Genomic DNA, 21905 nt, shown 5'->3' on the forward strand with positions numbered 1-21905 from the left:
AAACTTATGAGAATTCATTGGAACAACAGCTACAACGACCTTTGTGTGTCCTATATTGAAAAATTGAGAAGCGGGTTAAACAACACTCGCAATCTATCCGGCGAAGCACATGAACTTCTCAGGCATTTTTTCAATGATATCGATCAGACGTGCCATGAGTCGCACTTCGAAACAGCATTGCACAGCTACTTTAAACAGCGCGGGGTCTGGAATACATTGGAGTTTCTCGAATGGGGATTACGTCCTGCAATAGACTATCTGTTTGGCAGCAGCTTGGATGGCCCTGCCTCCTGTAAAGAGTGGACAGACCTCTTCGGAGAGTATATCAGACTTGAAGCCAAAGCTCCATATACCACAGGCTATACCCGACATTCCTTGCGTTCCGCTCGTATCAGCCTCCACATTTGCAAAATAGCGCAGGCTCTACGCCAGTTTGTATTGCTCAAAGCTACCGGGTTTTCAACTGCTCAGATCCTACGTAAAGGGCGAACACCTGATGAACAACAGGAATTTTCCACCATAATCGACATTGACAGCTGGCTTGCAGCAAAAATCTCGATTGGAGACAGGGAGTGTATCGACTATCTGACCGAAGCCATGATATCGGAAAATAATACCAATCGCATGTATTTTGATCATTTCCGAGCTATCTCTCTAAGTGGCAATCACGAATTGTTAGAACTTGAGGGCAGATTACTGCTTGCTGCACGTATGCAGGAAGGGCTCCGGCAAGCTATAGTAGAGACTATGGATGAAGGCCAACCGGAAAGTTTCATATATCTACTGAAGATTATAATAGACAATAATCTTCAGCGGTTTTCAGCTATAAAAAGAGGGCTTGCCGTGGCAACGGGATTTGGAGATCAGGAAGCATCAGAACGTATAACAGAAAAATTCTTCACGCTTGTATCCCATCTTATATCAGACCGTGATAATGCAGCGAAAGCGATTGGCTGTGATGACCCCATGACTATTTACTTAGCGCTGTGGGCTATGGCATTCTTTGACACAGACAGCGTGAAGCTGCCTGTCAGAGAGTTGCTTGAGCACTCCCCTGCCCATATTGCAGAAGCAGCTGCTTTGTTTATTGGATATCTTCAGGATGTCGAATTAATAAACGAAATGACATCTCTCGCACTTCGCGTCCGATCTCAAGACCACAAAGTAATAGCAGGACTTCTTGACATGTATCTGAGGGACACACGTTTTCAACTCTATCTGAGAGCAAATGAAAATGACATGCGAATCCCAGACCTCAGCTTTTATTTTGACTCCAGAGAAGATGCTGAAGCTGACTTTACTTTGCTGACAGTTCTGTATACCTCAGTCAAAGACAAAGAGGTCTTTGACCCATATGTGTTCCCTTGGGTCAGCAGAGTCCTTACAAAAAGCCGGATTGCGCAGAAAATTTGCAGACTGGCACTGCTGATATCCTCTCCGGACTATACAGAAAAGGCGCTTGATTATGTTTGTTCGCTGGATCCGTACGACAGAGGGCTTTACATCAAATATCTTTTATATAGGTGTCAGACGCGGCGCCAAGTCGAATTCGCCGTTGCCATGATGGCTGACAAAGGCAGCGATGCTCGTGATCAAGCCTGCCGGATAGTCAGGAATTTGCATGACTGGAATGATTTGGTAGATGAAGACTATCTTGCAATGGAATCACACCTGCGCCTCAAAGCGGCACCGATGCGCACATGTATTATAGAAATTCTCGGTTCACGCCCTGACAACAAAGCCATCAGCTCTGTAAGGCGTCTTTTTTCAGACAAATCAGCAGACCGCAGACTGGCCGGGCTCAGCATACTAAAAAACTGGATTGCCAAAGGCGAGAAAGCCGAAGCCATAAACGCACTTAAACCCGAACTTTCGGCCATAGCCAATCCAACATCCAAAGAACGGGTGCTGCTTGAGTCCATTTTTGCCGAAAACGATTCAAAAGAAAACATATACACACCGGAAAATGGATTCGGTCTATATTCCTGCGATGCCAAAATTTCTGTCTCCGTAACATGCCCGGCTGATTTCAGTTCGGAAAAAGCGCTGACTTTCAAATCTGATGAAAATATCTTAAAGAAGATCCTGCAAAAAGGAAATAACCATGCCGTAGAACTGATTCAGGCTATTATCAATTTGATCGAGAAACATGCCGATTACGAATTTACGGATCGTTATGGAAACATTTCACGCTTAGGCAATACCGTTCTAAAATCATATAAGCTGGGGCTTGAGTCTCTCGCCATGCCCGAAGTCTGGAAAGAGTTTTACTATAATGAGATCCGCTCTCCGGAAAATATTTTGCGTCTTTGGCTTGCAACAATCACCTCCAACGTCTCTGACAAGCCGTTTTATCCAATATTGAAACGAATATTAGGCCGAGCTTTCGATCCTGGCATTCTGAACCCGGTTAAAAATTCCACTTACTTTCATTCGGCAATTGACATAGTATCCGCTTTGGCAGAAGAATACTGTTGCGGGCAGGCCATTTTGGAAATCGCGACCGATTTCATATCGGATTTCGCACTTCGCATAAAAGCAGATGAATGTATAAGGAGCTATAAAGCCCATACATGGGAATTGCCACAAGACCACTGCATTTACAACGTCCAGCCGATAGCCACACTAATGGCAATCTGCAAAAAATCAAGCAGCGACATGCCAGATAACCTGTTTCTGCGGTCCTTTGCCGCTCGCTACGATTTAATATGCAAGACGAAATCCTGCATAGCCGACAACAACTTCTACCTAAACCCGCTCAATGTCATGGAATATCTCCGCGCATGGAATCTCGGAGCGATTTCAGATGAAGCCATGCTTAAAGAAATGATGTCAGGAGCCATGAGAAAGAGCATGATTGCTGAATTTTCACAATGCTTGCCGGCAGCCGAAAAGCCACGTTGGGCCCAACAGCTCACACCACTCAGCGGTCACGAATGCAGACTGATCAACAAGGCCATTGAACGCATACTTGACATCGAGCTGAAAAGGGGTGATTCAGAAACTCCGGTTTCTCCTTTAGCCTATGAAATCAGAGTCATCAGCGGAATCGACAGGCTATTGCAGATCTTGCAGGCCCTTGGAAAAGACAAGCCCGTAGCCAAAGGATATTATGCCAATCTAAATAAACGTGAAATACTGAGTTCCTTACTTCAGGCCTGCACTCCGGCAGACTCAGACACTCCACAAGAGCTAAAGCAAAAAGCAAAAGCAGCCGGAATTACAGATGAACAACTTGCTGAAGCAGCGATGTTCTCCCGACGATGGCTGGAAATCACCGAAGAAGCCATTGGCTGGAAAGGGCTTTCAAGCGGTGCATATTACTTTATGGCTCATACAGCTGACATCCTGGATGACCGCGCTAAGTCGCGCATCTCAAGATACTCAGCGGTAGAACCTGGCGATTTTGCTGATGGCGCCTGCGACCCGGCATGGTTTCATGAGATCTACAAGGCATTGGGACGTAAACGCTACGAATTTATATATGCCTCGGCAAAACATGTGGCCGACGGCAACCGCCACAGTCGTTCCCGGAAACTCTCTGATGCTCTTCTCGGCAATCTGAAAGCAAAACAAGTTATGGAAGAGATTTCAGAGAAAAGAAATAAAGATCTGGTAGTATCCCTTGGCTTGATACCTCTGGGGCGCAACAGACATAGCGACCTCAAAGAACGCTATATTTTTCTTAACAAATTTCTGAAAGACAGCAAGCAGTTTGGCGCACAGCGTCAAGAGAGCGAGGGACGTGCAGTTAAACTCGCTCTTGACAATCTCGCCCGCACGGCAGGTTATGGAGACTCCACACGTCTGACATGGAGCATGGAAGCCACCCTCATTAAAGATGCCGAAAAATACCTTGTTCCAAAACATTTCGGTGGCGTCAGCTTAAGACTGCTTATTGATGACGGTGAGCCTGAGATAATCTGCGAAAGCAACGGCAAGATTTTGCAAAATATTCCTTCAAGACTCAAAAAAGAGACTTATGTAAGACATCTGAAAGAGGTGTATAAACAATTAAAAGAGCAACACACCCGTGGCCGGGCTTTACTCGAACAGGCGATGATAGAATCCGCTGAATTTTCCGGGTATGAGATCAGCAGCCTTAAAGAAAACCCTATAATATGGAAAATGTTTTCACGCCTTGTGCTTGTAACGGACAGCGGGCAGACCGGTTTCCCAGGAGAAGACGGAGCATCAATCATTTCAGCTGAAGGTGTAATCAATGCCATAAGCGCAGACAATCGTCTTCGCATCGCCCATCCTTTCGACCTGTTTTCCAGCAAAGAATGGAGCGCATATCAGTCTTTTGTTTTTGATCATCAGTGGAGGCAGCCGTTCAAGCAGGTGTTTCGTGAACTATACATCCCTACAACTGAAGAAAAAGGTTCAAACCGATCCATGCGCTATTCCGGCAATCAGATCATGCCGTCTCGCGCTGCAGCTCTACTTAAAAAGCGACAGTGGACTGTAGACTATGATTACGGACTCCAAAAAATATGCTTTAACAGCAATGTGACAGCTGTGCTATATGCAATGGCCGATTGGTTTTCACCCGCTGACATTGAATCGCCGACATTGGAATATGTCGAATTTCATGACCGCAGAACATTCAAAGACAAGAAAATTTCAGAAGTCTCCCCGATCGCATTCTCTGAAATCATGCGTGATGTTGACCTTGCCGTGAGTGTGGCCCATGCAGGAGGCGTAGACCCGGAAACCAGCCATTCTACCATTGAAATGCGACGTGCCATTGTCAGTCATACATTGCCTATGTTCGGCATTAGTAATGTCAGCCTGGTCGGCAACTTTGCAAAGGTAAGCGGACAACTCGGCTTTTACAACATTCATCTCGGCAGCGGAACTATCCACAAGGAAGGCGGAACACAGATTGCCGTTCTGCCAGTCCATGCTCAAAATCGTGGGCGCATCTTTCTTCCATTTCTTGACGAAGACCCGAAAACCGCAGAAATCATTTCCAAAATATTGCTTTTCGCAGATGACTCCGGCATCAAAGATCCTTCAATCCTTAATCAACTATGACATGAAGCCGACATTTGACGGCCAAAGGCTTCAGCGAAACAAGATAAGTTGGATTTCTGTTTGAATTATTCATCGGAAATCGTTAATTTTGTCAGCGAATTTTCAACCCAATTTTAATTAAGGTAAAATGAGAAAAAATATCGTAGCAGGCAACTGGAAAATGAACACCACGCTGCCCGAAGGAATCAAGCTCGCCGAAGAAGTCAATGCGGCTCTCGCCGGTGCCGAGCCCAAGTGCGACGTTGTCATCTGTGTTCCTTTCACTCACCTTGCATCAATCAATAATGTGATTGACAAAAACAAGCTTGGTCTTGGAGCTGAAAACTGCGCAGACCACAAATCAGGCGCATACACCGGTGAAATTTCAGCCCCTATGGTTGCCTCGACAGGCGCTACCTATGTGATCCTCGGCCACTCGGAACGTCGTCAGTACTACGGCGAAACTTCTGAAACTCTCCGTGAGAAAGTGCGTCTCGCCCTTGACAATAACCTCACCCCCATTTTTTGCATCGGTGAAGTTCTCGAACAGCGCGAAGACGGTAGCTTCTTCGAAGTAGTAAAAGCACAGATCGAGGAAGGCCTCTTCAACCTTGACGCTGAAGAATTCGGCAAAATCGTTCTCGCTTACGAGCCTGTATGGGCCATCGGAACCGGAAAAACCGCAACTGACGATCAGGCACAGGAGATGCATGCGTTCATCCGCAAGACTATCGCTGACAAGTACGGCAAGGAAGTCGCAGACAACACCTCGATACTCTATGGAGGCAGCTGCAAACCTTCAAACGCAGCCCAGCTTTTTGCCAAACCCGACGTAGATGGTGGCCTCATCGGTGGTGCCGCTCTTGAAGCAGCGTCATTTATGGGCATTGTAAATGCATTCTGATCAGATTTAAACATATATTCCCGCACGTGATCTGAACGACTCTTGGCTCAATCATTTTCCGTGCGGGAATTTCTACTTAACCCAATTACTCCGTCAAACAACACTATCAGCCATGAAGAAAATCCTGCTTCCGCTTGTCGCATTGCTGACCGCTCCGGCAGCTATTGCTGAAACCGAGGTTGTGACCATTGTAGATCACATCACAAGCGGCACATCAAACGTCATCAATCAGCCGGAAGAGCTGCTGAAACGACTGCTCCCGGTCGAAGGTGTTGAAGAGGAGTCAAAAGAAGAAATCGCGCGTCCGGTCAACGGACGCATGGCCGGATTTCGGGTACAAGTGTTTAGCGACAACAACGCGCGTACCGCCAAAAATGAGGCACGCTCCAAACAACGCATCATATCATCCCGTTTTCCGCAGTATCAGACGTATGTCATGTACACATCTCCTTACTGGCGACTGAAAGTGGGAGATTTTCGCACCCAGCAGGATGCAAACGCTGCGGCCGATGAACTTCGCCGGGCATTTCCTGCCTACAGCAAAGAAATTCGCGTGGTGCGCGACCGCGTGACTGTACATGAATAATAAACCACTCACAACAACACAATGGCTGCTGAAATTAGTGACGAGACTATCCGGGAAATCGCATCCCACTACGAAGCTATACTGAAACTTTTAGGCGAAGACACTACCCGCGAGGGATTAGTCAAGACCCCCATGCGCGCGGCAAAAGCTATGGTTTATGCCACTCGCGGCTATCGACAAGACCCTGATGTCATTATCAATGATGCCGTTTTTTCATATGAAGGCTCTCGGATGGTAATCGTCAAGGATATCGAGTTTTATTCTCTGTGCGAACATCACATTCTGCCGTTTTTCGGGAAAGTATCAGTCGGATATATTCCTGACGGCAAAACTATCGGACTGAGTAAACTCGCAAGACTCGTCGACTTTTATGCTCGCCGTCTGCAGGTTCAAGAACGCATGACAGCCCAGATCTGCAATATTATAATGGAGAAACTAAATGCCAAAGGTGTAATAGTTGTGTGCTCTGGCGAACATCTGTGCATGAAGATGCGTGGAGTTGAGAAACAAGACTCAACCACAACTACCATTGAAACAGCCGGTGTCTTCTCAGACAGCAGCACCTTGCGTGATGACTTTTTTCATGCGCTTTCACACTGATCAAGCCGGCAAATCCGTCAGCTCAGACTACTTAAAGGCCCTTTTTATTGGTTGTGTTGCCTGATCAGTTTCGATACTGTTAGAGCCTTCCCATATCAGCCTTTATCTCGTCAAGCTTGACAAGATTTGACACAATAGCATAAATTGTAAGACCTGCAGGAGTGTGGATGTGAAGTTTGGCAGCTATATTTCGGCGATGCGTCATCACGGTATTGACTGAAACCCCCATTTCAGATGCAATTTCTTTATTGGACAAGCCCTTAACAATTCCCACTATAACCTCCTTTTCACGAGGACTAAGATCTTTTCCTCGGTCATCGGCATCTTCAGAATCTATATTGCGCCGCATTATATCTATGATGGAATCCGCCGGATCATAGATGGAAAATGTATCATCAAACCACTTTAACAAACCCTGAGGATATTGCTGGCAGAGCAAAGCTATCAATTTTAACGGATGAGAAGATGCACTTTTCAGCACACTCCAGTCAATACCTATAACAGCCGGATCAACAATAAGTACCGACGGATGAAATGCCGCAATCTCCTCAAGATAATTCAACGCACTGATATCCTTGACAGTAACATTCCCATCCTGAAATCTTCGCAATATGCTTGCCATGCCCGATGCCTGTATGACAGAAGGCAGGAGAAGTCCGATGTTTATATGGCGCATCATTTTATAGGCTCTGATTGTTTTCCATTCGTGTCATAAGAGGGATCAATATATTATTCTCTATATGGGCATGAGAATTCAGATCTTCCTCACAGTTATATATATCCGCCAAGGCATCATACATTCTGAACGGCATGGAAGTAGAATAGTAGCGCAATATGATATTTTTTAGGTCGGCAAGCTTTTCTGCAACCTCATCGTCATGTGAACGGCGGAACACATCAATACTATAATCAGACTGACGACCTTCACACATATCCTTTACATACGGGAATACCACGGTCTCCTCATAACTGAAATGCTTTCTGACAAGATCTGTGTAGTCATCAAAAAACTTTACAATTATAGGATTTATATCACTATGTGTATCATCAAGAGCATTGCAGAGATTCGCACGGATGTGAGGCAGTTTGTATGAAAGATAGTAGTCATGCGAATTGTGAAGAAAATAGACCACATCAACCGGAGAAATCCGGTGTAGCGCCTCGGCGTCAATCTCTCCTGAAAGGAGAAAATTTATTATCAATAAAAACGAATCGGTGTTTATGCCTGATTCCTCACAGAGTTCCTCTATGGTTTTGTTGCCAAAACCAAGAGGAAGTGAGAAACGACTGAGGACAGTGAGGACATTATAGTCATAATCTATAAGATCTACAACACTATCTTTCGCTGCAAATTGTTTGCTGAGCATCACGCAGGTTTTTAAGCTTCAGGTTCTGCGTTTTCTTCCGAAGCTTCTTCCGGTTTGAACTCTGTAATACCGCCTGCAAGCAGCTGATTGTACCAAGTCAGAAGCTTGCGGATATCTGAAGTGTAAACCTTCTCACGGTCAAAATTCGGAAGAATGCCGGCGAAGTATTCACGCACGGCAGCATCGTTGCCGATAGACTTGATATCAACCTGCTCGCCATTGCTTTTTACTTTAACAGATTCAAGAACTTCCCACAGAGGCACATCTCCTTCATCGGTGTAAATTGAGATATCGCCCAATGAAATAACTTTATCACGGGCATATGCAGGAGTGCGCTTACCATCGGCAATAGACTCTACAATCAGCATGTTTTTACCGCGGTTTGACAAGCGGAACAATCCGGGACGACCGGATATTGAAAGAATATTTTTAAGCATGTTTCTTTTTTTAGTGATGAATTTAGTTAGTTGCAGACAAAGGTACAAATTTTGATGGTTGTCTCAAAATTTATCCGAAAAACCATAAAGCGTAAAACCGGCCGGAATCACATTCAGCCACAATGTATGACCAATTTTCACCCTTGCTTATCAGATGTAGTTCCTCCAGCATCTTGTTCAGATGTATAACTGTTAGTCAGAAACACAGTGAAAATCGGGAAAAATATAAGTCCTACTGCCGATAGCACGACTCCAAGAACCCTCCCGGTCACCGTCATCGCATGAATGGAGCATCCGGCCGTTGTCAGGCTCATGATTGACCATAAAAGCGATGACCAATAGTCTGTAACTCCCGGATTGACACCATTCTCTGCGACAAAAAATGTGAGTGAGCAAAAGTAAACACCGACTATCAACACTATCAGATAAGTGGCAAGCATGTTCTTGACCCACTTTGACGAGGTGGTTGCGCCGGTAACTATTGTAAAGACGTAAGCCGCGCGGATCATCGGCACAAATTTCAGCAGATATTCGGCATGATTGTCAAGCGGGATATCAAAATAATGCAATATGTTCAGATAAGGCACCGAAACAAGCAGAAAGAACAGATGGTTTATCAGATATTTGCGTTTTTTAACCGAAAAAAGCATCTCTACAAACACATCGGCCATAAAGAACAGGCAACACCAAAACTGAACTTTCAGATAGGTAGTATCGGCAAGAAAGGAGACATTACGCAATGTATCCAGCGTAATGAGAACGATAAGCAACAAAGACAGTATCACCACATCGAGGTGCATCATTTTCATTATCCGGTCTCTGACTTTTAAATCCGCAGTTGAAACATTCATATGACAACAGACTCTACATTATTATTTATACAACGGTGTAAAGTTTGTTTTTGTTGATTTGTCATATGCCTCGCCCCTACTACTCTGCCGGTCAGCAACCGGCATTCACCACTGCTGATTTTCGGAATTGCGCGAGTTGATAGTAGACCATCACGGCTGTCACCATAGTCGCAACGAGGTCTGACAGCGGGAATGCTGTCCAGACTCCATCGAGCCCCATGCGTGGCGGAAGAACAAGCAGAAGAGGTATCAGGAAGAGCACCTGCCTCGTCAGAGAAAGGAATATGGAAGATTTTGCTTTGCCTATAGACTGAAAAAGAGTAGTGGATACGACCTGAAATCCGACAACCGTAAACGCCAGCAATGAAATATGCAGGCAGCGTGCAGTCTCGCTGATCAAAGCCGGGTCATTTGAAAATGCCCGACCGATATATTCCGGAAACAACAATCCGATTGTCTGACCGGTAGTCACAATGACGGTTGACACTCCTACAGCAAGCCAGAATGTCCGGTGCAGGCGATCAAGCCGTCCGGCACCATAATTGTAGCCTATTATAGGTTGCATTCCCTGGCATATGCCGACAACAACCATTGTCATCATCGAAGTGTAAGAAGTGAATATACCTGCAGCAGCTACCGCCATATCCCCGCCATGAAAATAGAGACTTTTGTTTATAATTACATTTATAAAACAAGCTGCGGCATTGACTACTGAAGGCGCAGCTCCGATGGATAGCACCGGTAGTACTATTTTAGCCTTCAGCCTATACATTTCACGGCTTCCGGAAAAGTGCAATGTGCTTTTCCTTGAGAAAAAATGAGACAGGACAAAGAAGGCTGAGATCATCATGGAGATATCCGTTGCGATAGCAGCTCCTTTAATACCCAGTTTCAAATAGAATATGAAGATAGGAGCAAGTACCAGATTGCAACCTGCACCGATCAGCATTGTCAGCATTGCCTTGACCGGATAGCCTGATGCCCTCATGAAGTTATTGAATGTAAAAGCGAAGTTGGTCATGAACATTCCAGGCAGAATATACAGCATGAACTCACGGGCATAAGGCAGTGTAACTTCACTTGCTCCAAACGCAATGAGAATCTCGTCAATAAATATGGCGAAACAACACAGATAGCAGCACACAATTGCCATCAGAAGTATGAGTGAACTGCACAAAGTGCGTCTTGCATCATCATAATTTTTAGCACCAAGCAATATTGACAGTCGCGCCGATCCTCCGGCGCCGATCAAGACCCCCAAGGCGGCCGACAGATTCATAACCGGGAATGTTATGGCCAGTCCCGCGATAGCTTCCGGCCCTACACCCTGACCTATGAATATGCGGTCAATTATGTTATAAAGAGACATAACCAACATGCCAACCACAGCAGGGAGGCTATACCGCCACAGCAGTCTTCCTGCCGGCGACTCGCTGAGCTCTCTTAATTTTGAGGCATCGTTACCAGACATTTTCATAGTGTTTCTATTACAAAATTACAAAAAGTTCATCTGGCAATTCAAAAATTAGTATTTTTTAGCGTTTAATTGAGATATAAATACTAATTTTGTTTTCTAAGAAAATAAGAATGGTCATCAAAACTCCATAATGAAGTCTGTTAGTTTCGTATTGTTTTTTTTTATGAGCCTTATCTGCAAGGCCAACGATCTCCCTATGTTTTGCCTGGCCGGACCGATTGATTCGCTATGCGTCGTCATGGATGATGCCGGTCTTGAATGGCAAAACGAGTACACCTTTGACTCTGATGGTTCTCTTATCGAAATTGATGGTGACGAAGTAGACTGCGAACGCGATTCAGCCGGACGAATATCATCAATCACCCTCATTGAGGCTACTGAAGATGACGAAGACACATACACCACAATAAAAATGAGGCTGTTTTATGATAAATCCGGTCGGGTTGTCAGAGTCGAGGCCGTTTCAGGTGACGAGCAATGGGTCCAGACTTATGCCTACGATTCAAGCGGGCATCTGACGGAACAATGCTATAATATGAACGGTGTCGAAGAGGTCAGAACATACACGTATCTGAAGCATGACAGATTCGGCAACTGGACAGAACGCCTTGAGAAACTAAAGTCTATGGATCAGACCATCCGGCAATGCCGCAATATAATCTATTTGGAATAACCTTAAATCAATAAACCAATCACTCCAACAATATTCTCTATGTCAACGTACAAAATTATTGAGAAAGAGCATTTTTCCGAAAATGTAGTCAAACTTGAAGTGGAGGCACCTCTGATAGCCCGTTCCCGCCGTCCGGGACACTTCGTAATTGTTCGCACCGGAAATGGGGGCGAGCGCATTCCTCTTACAATTGCTGATGCTGATCTCAAGAAAGGCTCAATCACATTGGTTGTGCAGGCTGTCGGAGAAAGCACACGCAAGATCTGTGCTCTTGAACCCGGAGAGTGCCTGACAGACATTGTCGGGCCACTTGGACAAGCCACACATATAGAGAAGGTCGGAACCGTGGTTTGCTGCGGAGGCGGAGTGGGCGTTGCGCCGCTGCTCCCAATTGTAAAAGCGATGAAAGAAGCCGGCAATCGTGTGGTGTCAATTCTGGCGGCAAGGACTTCTGAACTGATAATACTCGAAAAGGAAGTTGCTGAGTATAGCGATGAAGTTATCATAATGACAGATGACGGATCAAAAGGACAGAAAGGCCTTGTAACCGCCGGCCTTGAAGACGTGATCGCACGAGAAAAAGTTGATCAGGTCGTAGCAATAGGCCCTGCCGTGATGATGAAATTCGTTGCCCTGACTACCCGCAAATACGAAATTCCGACTATGGTCTCACTCAACACCATCATGGTTGACGGCACAGGTATGTGTGGCGCCTGCCGAGTGACTGTTGACGGCAAGACCAAATTTGTCTGCATTGACGGCCCTGAATTCGATGCGCACAAAGTCGATTTCGATGAAATGATAATGCGTCTGAGAGCCTATAACTGATTTTTTCAGAGCAACTCATCTGTGCAACAACCATAATCCAGCCTCTTATATTAACCTCAATATCCTTATTCAGAAATGGATCAGAATACAAGCCGCGATGCAAAGTGGCGTGAAGAACAGCGCAATTCATTAAGCGCAAAACAGCGTTCATCAATACCTCGCACCATAATGCCTCAGCTGAACGCAGCCTATCGTATCACGTGCAACCATGAAGTAAACCAAGGTCTTTCAGCCGAGCAGGCAATTATCGAGGCCACAAGATGCCTTGACTGCCCCGATCCGCAGTGCATCCACGGATGTCCGGTGTCTATCAACATCCCGTCGTTTATAAAGAATATCGAACGCGGAGAGTTTCTTGCTGCCGCAGCGGTTCTGAAACAGACCAGTGCACTGCCTGCGGTCTGCGGGCGTGTCTGCCCGCAGGAAAAGCAGTGTGAATCACGCTGCATATATAATAAGATGAAAAAGGCGCCCGTGGCAATCGGTTATCTTGAACGATTTGCCGCTGATTTCGAACGCATGAACAATCAGGCAAACGGCATCAAGCCGAATGGTGATTCATCAGTCGCAAGAAACGGCCGGAAAATAGCCGTGGTCGGTTCCGGACCTGCCGGACTGTCATTTGCCGGAGACATGATCAAAAAAGGCTATGAAGTCATAGTTTATGAAGCACTCCATGAAATTGGCGGAGTTCTGAAATATGGCATTCCTGAATTCCGTCTGCCGAATTCAGTTGTTGAAGCCGAGATCGATGCTCTCCGCGCTGAAGGAGTGGATTTTGTCAAAGACTGTGTGATCGGGAAGACAATCTCTTACGACCAACTCCACGAGTTAGGGTTCGATGGGATTTTTGTGGCATCAGGAGCCGGGCTCCCCCGATTTATGGGTATTCCAGGAGAGAACCTTATCGGCATCATGTCATCAAACGAATATCTTACACGTATCAACCTCATGGGTGCCGGGCGTCCCGGAGAAGACACTCCGGTGCTGAAAGGCAATCGGGTAGCCGTGGTAGGCGGCGGAAACACAGCAATGGATTCTGTGCGCACAGCTCTCCGCCAAGGGTCTGAGAAAGCAATGATTGTCTATCGCCGAAGCCTTGAAGAAATGCCGGCCCGCGTTGAAGAAGTACACCATGCTCAGGAAGAGGGCGTAGAATTCATTACCCTCTGCAACCCGGTGGAATATCTCTCAGATGACAAAGGCCGCGTCCGGGCCATGAGAGTGCAGCGCATGGAGCTTGGCGAACCTGACGCATCAGGCCGGCGGTCACCGGTGCCGATAGAAGGAGCCATTGACGAAATCGAAGTGGACCTCGTGATTGTCAGCGTAGGAGTCTCCCCCAACCCGCTTATTCCCCATGCGATTCCTGAACTTGAGATTTCCCGTCGAGGCACAATTGTGGTCAATGAAGAGACTATGCAGTCATCATTGAACGACATCTATGCCGGAGGAGATATAGTACGCGGTGGTGCGACAGTCATCCTCGCGATGGGCGATGGACGACGGGCTGCAGCTGCTATGGACAAGGCCCTGTCCGGACAAGACTGACGACAGAGGTTTGCGTATCTGCCCGAATTTTACTAAATTTGGGCATCCAAACCGAATTTCATATACTGACCATATGACTAAACTATTAAAAAATATAGTTATCCTTTCAGCCTTACTCGGAGCGGCAACCCCGCTCCGAGGGGCTGACAATACTGAAATTTCGGCGGCTATCAGTGCAGCCAAGGACGCACCAAGAAATCAGGCAGCAAATCTGAAAGCAGCAGATCTGCTGAAAGATGCCGGCCGTTTTCAGGAAGCTATTCCATTCTATCTAAAAGGTGGCAACTCCGGTAATCTTGGCATTGCAGAGAGTTACTTCTACCTATATGATTTTGACAAAGCCGATGAATATCTTGACAAATATCTGGCCAAACGGACAAAAAACGAAGCCGCCAAAGATATGGGATTTTCTTACGGCAACGGAGATGAAACTCTTGACTGGACTGACTATCTGCGTTCAAGGATAGATCTCGGACGCAGTATGCTTGACCGTGTGGAAAAAATCCAGATTGTAGACAGTATAAACGTTCCGGCTGATCAATTTTTCAAATTTATCAAACTTGCCAAGAGCGCCGGCCGACTGGCTGATGAATTTGAAATCGAGAGTATTGTCCCGAAAGAGTATCTTGATTCTGAATCAATCTCAGGCTTATGGGCTCCTGCATATATTTCGGAATCCGGAGAGGATATGATCTGGTATGGATCAGCAAATGACGGCGAATCGAAAATGTTTGAATCTTACCGCCTGGCCGACGGAAGCTGGGATAACCCGGCGGCTTTGTTTGATTATAAATCCATTTTCGGCAATTCAAACGGCAGCTGGGTCGGTTACCCCTTCCTGATGGCCGATGGGATAACTCTCTATTTCGCCGCTGATGGAGAGAATTCATTGGGAGATCTGGACATATTCATTTCACGCCGTGATGAAGACGGGTTCCTGCAGCCATCTAATATCGGTATGCCGTACAACTCGCCTTACAATGACTATATGTATGCCATAGACGAGCAGACCGGTGCCGGATGGTGGGCCACAGACCGAAACGGGCTGAAAGATTCAGTTACAATCTACACCTTCATTCCTCAGGATCTACGAATCAATTATCCGGTAGACACCCCAAATCTGGCCGATTACGCAAAAGTCACATCAATCGGCATGACTCAGAATCCGGATAGAGATTATTCTAAATTCAGAGACAAAATCGCATCACTGGAATCATCAAAAACATCAGGCAGCAACCGCAGATTTGAATTTGCATTACCAAACGGCAAAATCATAACTTCAGTGTCTGACCTCGCCTCCGGCATGGCACGCGAAGCGATGAGACAGTATCTGGACGAGCAGAAAGCCTACGATGATGCCGTGGCCCATCTCGCCGAACTCAGAAAGGCATATGCTGCGGGCGACAGAAGCGTCGAGCATGAAATTCTGACTCTTGAAAATGGGCTTGATCACCGCCGTGCAGAGCTGAAAAGAATAAAAAACAGCATTATCACGGCTGTGATGGACTAAGACTTGTCTAAGCAACAGACATTCCCAAATGATTGTGTCAGCACAAGCCAAAGAATCCGCTACTGAAACAAATTACTCTCTAACCAATCAAACCGACCGCTTATGGAAGTAACCCTGATTTTGATTCTGATCGCACTGGTGATCATTATCTGCATTTTCTTCTATTATGTTCCATTCTTTCTGTGGATTTCAGCTCGTGTCAGCGGTGTACGAATCTCACTGATGCAGCTTTTTCTGATGCGCATACGAAAAGTGCCTGCATCAGTAATCGTCCGGGCCTTGATCGAAGCTCACAAGGCTGGTCTTAACGATGTGTCACGGGATGATCTTGAAGCCCACTATCTTGCCGGAGGCAATGTAGAGAAGGTAGTCCATGCCTTGGTGTCGGCCTCAAAAGCAAATATTGATCTTGGCTTCAAAATGGCGACAGCTATAGATCTTGCCGGCCGAGACGTATTTCAGGCCGTACAGATGTCAGTGAATCCTAAAGTCATTGAAACTCCTCACGTCACAGCAGTTGCTAAAGACGGCATCCAGCTCATTGCCATAGCCCGCGTAACAGTGCGCGCCAATATCCGGCAGCTTGTAGGCGGAGCAGGAGAAGACACCGTGCTCGCCCGTGTAGGCGAAGGTATTGTCTCTTCTATCGGCTCATCTGAAAGTCACAAGCAAGTACTTGAAAATCCTGACAATATTTCCAAACTCGTATTGCGTAAGGGGCTTGACTCCGGTACTGCTTTTGAGATTCTCTCTATTGACATAGCAGACATTGACATAGGCAAAAACATTGGAGCGGCTCTTCAAATTGACCAGGCACAGGCTGATAAAAGCATTGCCCAGGCCAAGGCCGAGGAACGTCGAGCTATGGCTATAGCTCTCGAACAGGAGATGCGGGCAAAAGCCCAGGAAGCCCGCGCGAAAGTAATTGAAGCTGAAGCCGAGTTGCCACGGGCAATGGCTCAAGCATTTCTTTCAGGGAATCTTGGCATCATGGACTATTACCGCATGAAGAATATCGAATCAGACACGAACATGCGACAGAACATAGCCAATCCTCCCACTGCTAAGTAAAACATCCTACGAGCATTACCAATGCTCAGACCTGAAAAGCATACCATATTATAGCCGATATGACCGTTAAGGAAATCATCTCATCAACGAGATCTTATAACCTGCATTCACACACTCAATTCTGCGATGGGCGCGCCGATATGGCGCGCTTCGCAGATGCGGCTGTGAAAGCAGGCTATAAGCACTATGGCTTCACCCCTCACTCTCCAATTCCTTTTCATTCTCCATGCAATATGGAGCAATCACAGGTTGAGGAATATATCGCTGAATTCAATCGTCTTAAAGACGAATATCGCGGCAGGATTAATCTGTATCTTTCCATGGAAATTGATTATCTGGGAGAGGCCTGGGGTGCTTCACATGACTATTTTTCCTCGCTTCCTCTTGACTACAAGCTTAGTTCAATCCACTTCATACCGGTTGCTGACGGAGAAACGATGATTGATGTCGATGGGCGCCCGGAGAATTTTCTTGACAAAATGAGCAAATATTTTGACAATGATATCCGCTATGTGGTTGACAAATTCTATGAGCGCACTCTTGAGATGATAGAAGCCGGAGGCTTTGATATTATCGGGCATTTCGACAAGATCGGCTTCAATGCTTCACATTTCAAGCCTGGCATAGAATTGGAACGCTGGTATCAGAAACATCTCGACAATGTTATCGACGCAATCGCAGCCAAGGGGATTATAGCAGAAGTGAATACCAAAGCATGGGAAGCTCCGGTCGGGGCTGCTCCAAGCCAGATTGCCACATACGCCCCACGATTATTCCCATCACCTGACACAATAAGAAAACTCGTCTCCGCCGGAATACCAGTTGCAATCAACAGTGATGCTCATTATCCTGAACGAATCAGTGCCGGGCGAGAAGCTGCGTTCCAAATTATCGATTCATGACCAGTAAAACGACAAAGGACCTTACACACACTCTAATGCGTCATGGGGAAACTAAAACTGTTTTGTGAAATATCGCCTCTTACATATCAAATTTCAGTCAAGAAGAACATCTTTCTGCGCAAGATAAAGGACGCTCTGAGCAGACAGCGATTTGCAAGAATAAAGAGCTATGAAAAGCTCCCGGTCATGATCTACAAACACGCGTCCCTCATCCGAATACAGACTTGGAGTTGCAAGAAAATAAAGCGGTCAATCTGGCTCTTTCCGCACCCAAAGTGAACGGAATCCTAATCCGCCCCGGAGAGACATTTTCTTTCTGGCATCTCATCGGTCCTGACACAGCCCGACACGGGTATAAAGTGGGGCTTACAATTTCAAATAATAAACCGTCAACAGGTGTAGGAGGCGGACACTGCCAGTTTACAAACCTTATCCACTGGATGGTGCTGCATTCAGATCTCACGATTGTGGAGCATCACCATCATGACGGCTTTGATCTATTCCCTGACTACAAGCGGCAAATACCGTTTGGTACTGGAACGAGTATAGTCTACAATTATCTTGACTACAGATTCCGGAATGATACAGACAATGTATATCAACTGCTTGTATATACGGATGGAGAATACCTCCAGGGCGAACTCAGGGCCAGTAAAGAACAGAAATCGACATATCATATCTGCGCTGAGAACGAATTCTTCTCCAAAGAAGATGGCATTGTTTTCAGGAACGGAACTGTGATTCGAAAAAAGATCGAGAAGAGAAGCGGTGTCTGCATTCATGAGGAAACTATCCGGACGAATCATGCGCGGGTCATGTATGACACTTCCGGTCTTGAGATCCGAAAAACCGCACCGTCATCAATCCGGGAATAAAACAGTGCGGTCTTTCCGTGCGGCAGGTCCGGCCAATTCTTCAGGGATGAACTTCCAGCCTGATGTAATTTTCGGGGTTATTGACCCGCGCTGTTCAAGAAGTTTTATCAGATAGTAACGCAGATCCTTGTCTGTAGATTTGAGAATGCGCGATTTCAGATCTTCATGAGGTATGCCGGCCCCCTTCGTCAGCAGATCTCCTCCGCCATTGCCCCGATAGGAATTTACAGCAACCTTATATACTTTGTCAAAGTCAAACGGACTACCATCAGCCATCGACTTTATAATAATCTTATCACCCTGTGGCTTGGTCACATCTACATCATAAATTATGCCGGCAGCTGAATCAAAATTGTAGGCTGGATTCTGCAATTTCGCGTAATCACCCTTTGCCGGAGATGTGCCCTCTTTTGTGAAAAGCAACAAATGATCTTCCGGATCGGCCATCTCTGATGTCCAAAGCGAATAGCTCATCTCAAGATAGTTTTTGATCTCCCGACCTGTCATGGCCATTGTATAGAGCATATTCTCATATTTGTACAATGTAAACATGTCGCTCATATGAAGATCTCCTTTGCAGATAACCGCATCAAAAGACAATGGAGCGGCAAAAGAAATGTCAGCACCACTGATTTCAAGCTGAAGATCATGCAGAAGGTCCATAAATGCAGAAGGCCCGAAGTATGCATCTCTCACAGAAAAATCGCCGGTGGCAACACCTATCTTTCTGTTTACAAAGCTGTCAATTTCCTCTTTGACATTGCTGAATTCAGTCATGAAAACTGAATCAGGAGTCAGATCTGTAAGCGGGACAATCCGACCACTTATTTTTTTGCCCAATACCTTCCCTCTGCCGTCAAGAGTAAATTTAACCTCTGCTTCGGCCAGATTCACGGCATTATTGGCGGGATTGAGAACCAGAGGTGACTTTCCATCGCTATCGGCCACCTGTTCCGAATTATAGACCTGATGATCATGGCCCATAAATATAATATCAAAACCCGGCACTTCTTCTGCTACTTTCAAAGAAGCGTTTTCAATCCAGTCACCGGTCTTTTTCGAAGAATCATGACCGGAGTGGAAAAGTCCGACGATTAGATCAGGAGCCTCTTTTACCTTTATGACAGGAATCCATCTGGCAGCGGATTCCACCATATCCTCAAATTTCAGACCGCTCCAGAGATTTTCAGGGAGCCACGCAGGGATGGCCGGAGTAAGAAGTCCGAACACTACAATCTTGATCCCATCACGCTCTATGACATGATATGGTTTGAAGTAAGGCTTACCGGTGGCGATGTCTATGACATTCGCTCCGAGCAGTGGTATTTGGCCAAGATCATTTTTATAACGGTCATATACGGCGTGACCGGCCTCTACGTCATGGTTGCCAATTGTTTCGGCATCATAGCCAAGAGATTTCAGCATCATCGCCACGGGATGTGGTCTGTCAGTGGCTATGAAATTATAATAGTAGGCCGTCGGCTGTCCTTGCAGGATATCTCCGTTGTCCAGAAGTATGACATGATCACTACCGATGGAATCTCGCAGACAGCGGACTCTTGAAGCCACTCTGGCAAGGGAGCCTTCTCCCGGTGTGCGCGTAATGAAATTATACGGAAAAAAGTTGCCATGAACATCGGTTGTCGCTACGATCTTATATGTAAGCTCCTCTGCCGAAACCGATGCTGCGGAGAGGAGCTGCGATGCAATTGTCATTGCCAATAATGCCTTTTTCAAAACCAATATCTTTTATTGCCACAAATAGAGCATATCTGTCAGGGATTGGGACCTGTGTAAAGTGCACGGACTTTGCCTACAGGGAGTGACCCTTCCACCTTGAGCGGTATGCGTTGCCCATCAGTGGAGATCCATCCAGAAATAGGAGCTGAACTTTCTACACCCTTACGTGTAAAAGTGAAGTTTATATAGTACGTAGGGAATTTGCCACCATTGAGAGAAATGGTCTGGGTTCCCATATAAGTTATTTTCAGTTTTTCTTTCTTAGAGCCTGAAAAAATATTGACAGTGACGCTCTGTCCTTTCTTCATGTTAGGAAAATCGAGGGTGCGCAGATAAAAGAACGAGCTCAACATGTCAACTGTCATTCCCTGGGCTTCAAGATGAAGTGTTGAACTTGTCATCGGCTTCCCTTTCCCCGGCTTTTTATACCTGACTGCTTCTGCTGAAAATGTATTTCCTGTATGCGAGAATTTCAATACGTCTTTTTTATATTTTCCATTTTCATGCGCTATGTAAGTATATGACACCGGAAAATATCCGTCTTTTGTCATAGTAGAGTACAATGTGTCTCTCAGCATATAGATGCTGTTGGCCCACGGAGCGTTCTCGGCAAAAACCGAAGCACGATAGAGATCTCCGTCATTACGAAGTGACATAGTGGCATATCCCGCGACTTTGTTTATAAAGCCCCATTTGTAAATCACATCATACGTCAGGGTCTCATCAACCAAAGAAACCGGATTGGCCGCTTGTGCCACCGGCACAAGTCCTGCAAAAGCTACCAGCAGTGAAATCAGTTTCAGTTTCATGATAAATCAGAGTGTGTTTAGGAGGCTTTTTTGCGGCCCCGAATTTCAGTCTTTGGCCAACTCCCTGAACGGAAGTATGGAGCGATAGGACTGTTCTATCCTCTTGTTGCGCCAACATTTGCGACATACAGCGATATATCTGTCATCACCGCCTATTTCGACCTGTTCTCCTTCTTCAACAAAATCTCCATTGCGGTCTATGCGGGCATTTATAATTGTTTTACGGCCACAAGTGCATGTGGATTTTACCTCATCTATCGTATCGGCAATCTCAAACAGTCTGCGCGACCCTTCGAAAAGGTGGCTCTGAAAATCTGTACGAAGCCCATAACAGATGACATTACTGCCAAAGTCATCCACGACTCTTGAGAGCTGGTCGACCTGCGCTGTGGTCAGAAACTGGGCTTCATCAACCAGAAACCAGTCAATAACTGCCATAGACTCCTCAAAAAGACTCTGAGCGAGTTCATAGAGATCTGTCTCGTGATAGATCCACTTGCATTCACGCTGGATTCCAATGCGCGATTTTATAACGTTTGTAAGATCACGGGTGTCGACAACCGGCTTGAGGCAGACATATTTCATCTTTCTCTCCTCAAAATTATAGGCTGTGGTCAGCAACAGAGCAGTCTTGGCAGAGCCCATTGTGCCGTATCGAAAATATAGTTTGCCTTTCCTGTTCATTCAAAGGGTGTATTTTAGATT

The 21905-nt window shown here is 46.0% G+C and carries 19 protein-coding genes; 11 read left to right on the plus strand and 8 right to left on the minus strand.

The features are described from left to right. Nucleotides 1–6 precede the first annotated feature (6 nt). From C5O23_RS02825 to folE, 4 genes are all read left to right on the plus strand, one after another. Nucleotides 7–5040, plus strand: a complete 5034-nt coding sequence (locus C5O23_RS02825) for a DUF4132 domain-containing protein (protein WP_107031445.1) — start codon at nucleotides 7–9, stop codon at nucleotides 5038–5040. A gap of 127 nt (nucleotides 5041–5167) precedes the next feature. After that, the gene (gene tpiA / locus C5O23_RS02830; RefSeq protein ID WP_107031446.1) at nucleotides 5168–5923 is read left to right on the plus strand and encodes a triose-phosphate isomerase; all 756 of its coding nucleotides are present in this window, start codon (nucleotides 5168–5170) and stop codon (nucleotides 5921–5923) included. A 112-nt stretch (nucleotides 5924–6035) separates the two neighbouring features. Next, the gene (locus tag C5O23_RS02835; RefSeq protein ID WP_107031447.1) at nucleotides 6036–6509 is read left to right on the plus strand and encodes an SPOR domain-containing protein; all 474 of its coding nucleotides are present in this window, start codon (nucleotides 6036–6038) and stop codon (nucleotides 6507–6509) included. A gap of 21 nt (nucleotides 6510–6530) precedes the next feature. Beyond that, nucleotides 6531–7109: a GTP cyclohydrolase I FolE gene (folE, locus tag C5O23_RS02840; RefSeq protein WP_107031448.1), complete on the plus strand. Its 579-nt coding sequence runs from the start codon at nucleotides 6531–6533 to the stop codon at nucleotides 7107–7109. A 79-nt stretch (nucleotides 7110–7188) separates the two neighbouring features. Here the strand turns inward: folE and C5O23_RS02845 are convergent, their stop codons facing one another. The 5 genes from C5O23_RS02845 to C5O23_RS02865 form a co-directional block, all read right to left on the minus strand. Next, nucleotides 7189–7788 (minus strand): LuxR C-terminal-related transcriptional regulator, encoded by a 600-nt coding sequence (locus C5O23_RS02845; RefSeq protein ID WP_107031449.1) that lies wholly within the window; start codon nucleotides 7786–7788, stop codon nucleotides 7189–7191. A gap of 1 nt (nucleotide 7789) precedes the next feature. Next, nucleotides 7790–8476: a hemerythrin domain-containing protein gene (locus C5O23_RS02850; protein WP_107031450.1), complete on the minus strand. Its 687-nt coding sequence runs from the start codon at nucleotides 8474–8476 to the stop codon at nucleotides 7790–7792. A gap of 11 nt (nucleotides 8477–8487) precedes the next feature. Beyond that, complete coding sequence (locus tag C5O23_RS02855; RefSeq protein ID WP_107031451.1) at nucleotides 8488–8913, minus strand: DUF5606 family protein; 426 nt, start codon at nucleotides 8911–8913, stop codon at nucleotides 8488–8490. Between the two features lie 137 nt (nucleotides 8914–9050). Beyond that, nucleotides 9051–9722 (minus strand): two pore domain potassium channel family protein, encoded by a 672-nt coding sequence (locus tag C5O23_RS02860; RefSeq protein ID WP_133166492.1) that lies wholly within the window; start codon nucleotides 9720–9722, stop codon nucleotides 9051–9053. Between the two features lie 133 nt (nucleotides 9723–9855). Next, the gene (locus C5O23_RS02865) at nucleotides 9856–11235 is read right to left on the minus strand and encodes an MATE family efflux transporter (RefSeq protein WP_107031499.1); all 1380 of its coding nucleotides are present in this window, start codon (nucleotides 11233–11235) and stop codon (nucleotides 9856–9858) included. Nucleotides 11236–11404: 169 nt separating this feature from the next. Between C5O23_RS02865 and C5O23_RS02870 the strand changes: the two genes are divergently transcribed. The 7 genes from C5O23_RS02870 to C5O23_RS02900 all read left to right on the plus strand — a co-directional run bounded on the left by C5O23_RS02870 (nucleotide 11405) and on the right by C5O23_RS02900 (nucleotide 18651). Further along, nucleotides 11405–11914, plus strand: coding sequence for an RHS repeat domain-containing protein (locus C5O23_RS02870; RefSeq protein WP_160631909.1), 510 nt, complete (start codon nucleotides 11405–11407; stop codon nucleotides 11912–11914). A 39-nt stretch (nucleotides 11915–11953) separates the two neighbouring features. Beyond that, entirely contained in the window at nucleotides 11954–12742 is a 789-nt protein-coding gene (locus C5O23_RS02875; protein ID WP_107031454.1) for a sulfide/dihydroorotate dehydrogenase-like FAD/NAD-binding protein, read from the plus strand. A gap of 75 nt (nucleotides 12743–12817) precedes the next feature. Then, nucleotides 12818–14293: an NADPH-dependent glutamate synthase gene (gene gltA, locus C5O23_RS02880; protein ID WP_107031455.1), complete on the plus strand. Its 1476-nt coding sequence runs from the start codon at nucleotides 12818–12820 to the stop codon at nucleotides 14291–14293. A 73-nt stretch (nucleotides 14294–14366) separates the two neighbouring features. Then, nucleotides 14367–15803 carry a hypothetical protein gene (locus C5O23_RS02885; RefSeq protein WP_107031456.1) on the plus strand — a complete coding sequence of 479 codons (1437 nt, stop codon included), beginning with the start codon at nucleotides 14367–14369 and terminating at the stop codon, nucleotides 15801–15803. A 102-nt stretch (nucleotides 15804–15905) separates the two neighbouring features. Beyond that, nucleotides 15906–16874, plus strand: coding sequence for a flotillin-like protein FloA (floA, locus tag C5O23_RS02890; RefSeq protein ID WP_107031457.1), 969 nt, complete (start codon nucleotides 15906–15908; stop codon nucleotides 16872–16874). Between the two features lie 59 nt (nucleotides 16875–16933). Continuing rightward, nucleotides 16934–17776 (plus strand): histidinol-phosphatase, encoded by an 843-nt coding sequence (locus C5O23_RS02895; RefSeq protein WP_107031458.1) that lies wholly within the window; start codon nucleotides 16934–16936, stop codon nucleotides 17774–17776. Nucleotides 17777–18006: 230 nt separating this feature from the next. Next, entirely contained in the window at nucleotides 18007–18651 is a 645-nt protein-coding gene (locus C5O23_RS02900; protein WP_262497251.1) for a VanW family protein, read from the plus strand. Here the strand turns inward: C5O23_RS02900 and C5O23_RS02905 are convergent. From C5O23_RS02905 to C5O23_RS02915, 3 genes are read right to left on the minus strand one after another with little or no spacing between them, the layout of a single operon-like run. After that, the gene (locus tag C5O23_RS02905; RefSeq protein WP_107031459.1) at nucleotides 18637–20367 is read right to left on the minus strand and encodes a bifunctional metallophosphatase/5'-nucleotidase; all 1731 of its coding nucleotides are present in this window, start codon (nucleotides 20365–20367) and stop codon (nucleotides 18637–18639) included. The two genes, C5O23_RS02900 and C5O23_RS02905, sit on opposite strands and share 15 nt — an antisense overlap. Before the next feature lie 59 nt (nucleotides 20368–20426). Further along, nucleotides 20427–21200, minus strand: a complete 774-nt coding sequence (locus tag C5O23_RS02910) for a DUF3108 domain-containing protein (protein ID WP_107031460.1) — start codon at nucleotides 21198–21200, stop codon at nucleotides 20427–20429. A 45-nt stretch (nucleotides 21201–21245) separates the two neighbouring features. After that, nucleotides 21246–21884: a thymidine kinase gene (locus tag C5O23_RS02915; RefSeq protein ID WP_107031461.1), complete on the minus strand. Its 639-nt coding sequence runs from the start codon at nucleotides 21882–21884 to the stop codon at nucleotides 21246–21248. Nucleotides 21885–21905: the final 21 nt, after the last annotated feature.

The organism is Duncaniella muris, from assembly GCF_003024805.1.
GTDB classification, from domain to species: domain Bacteria; phylum Bacteroidota; class Bacteroidia; order Bacteroidales; family Muribaculaceae; genus Duncaniella; species Duncaniella muris.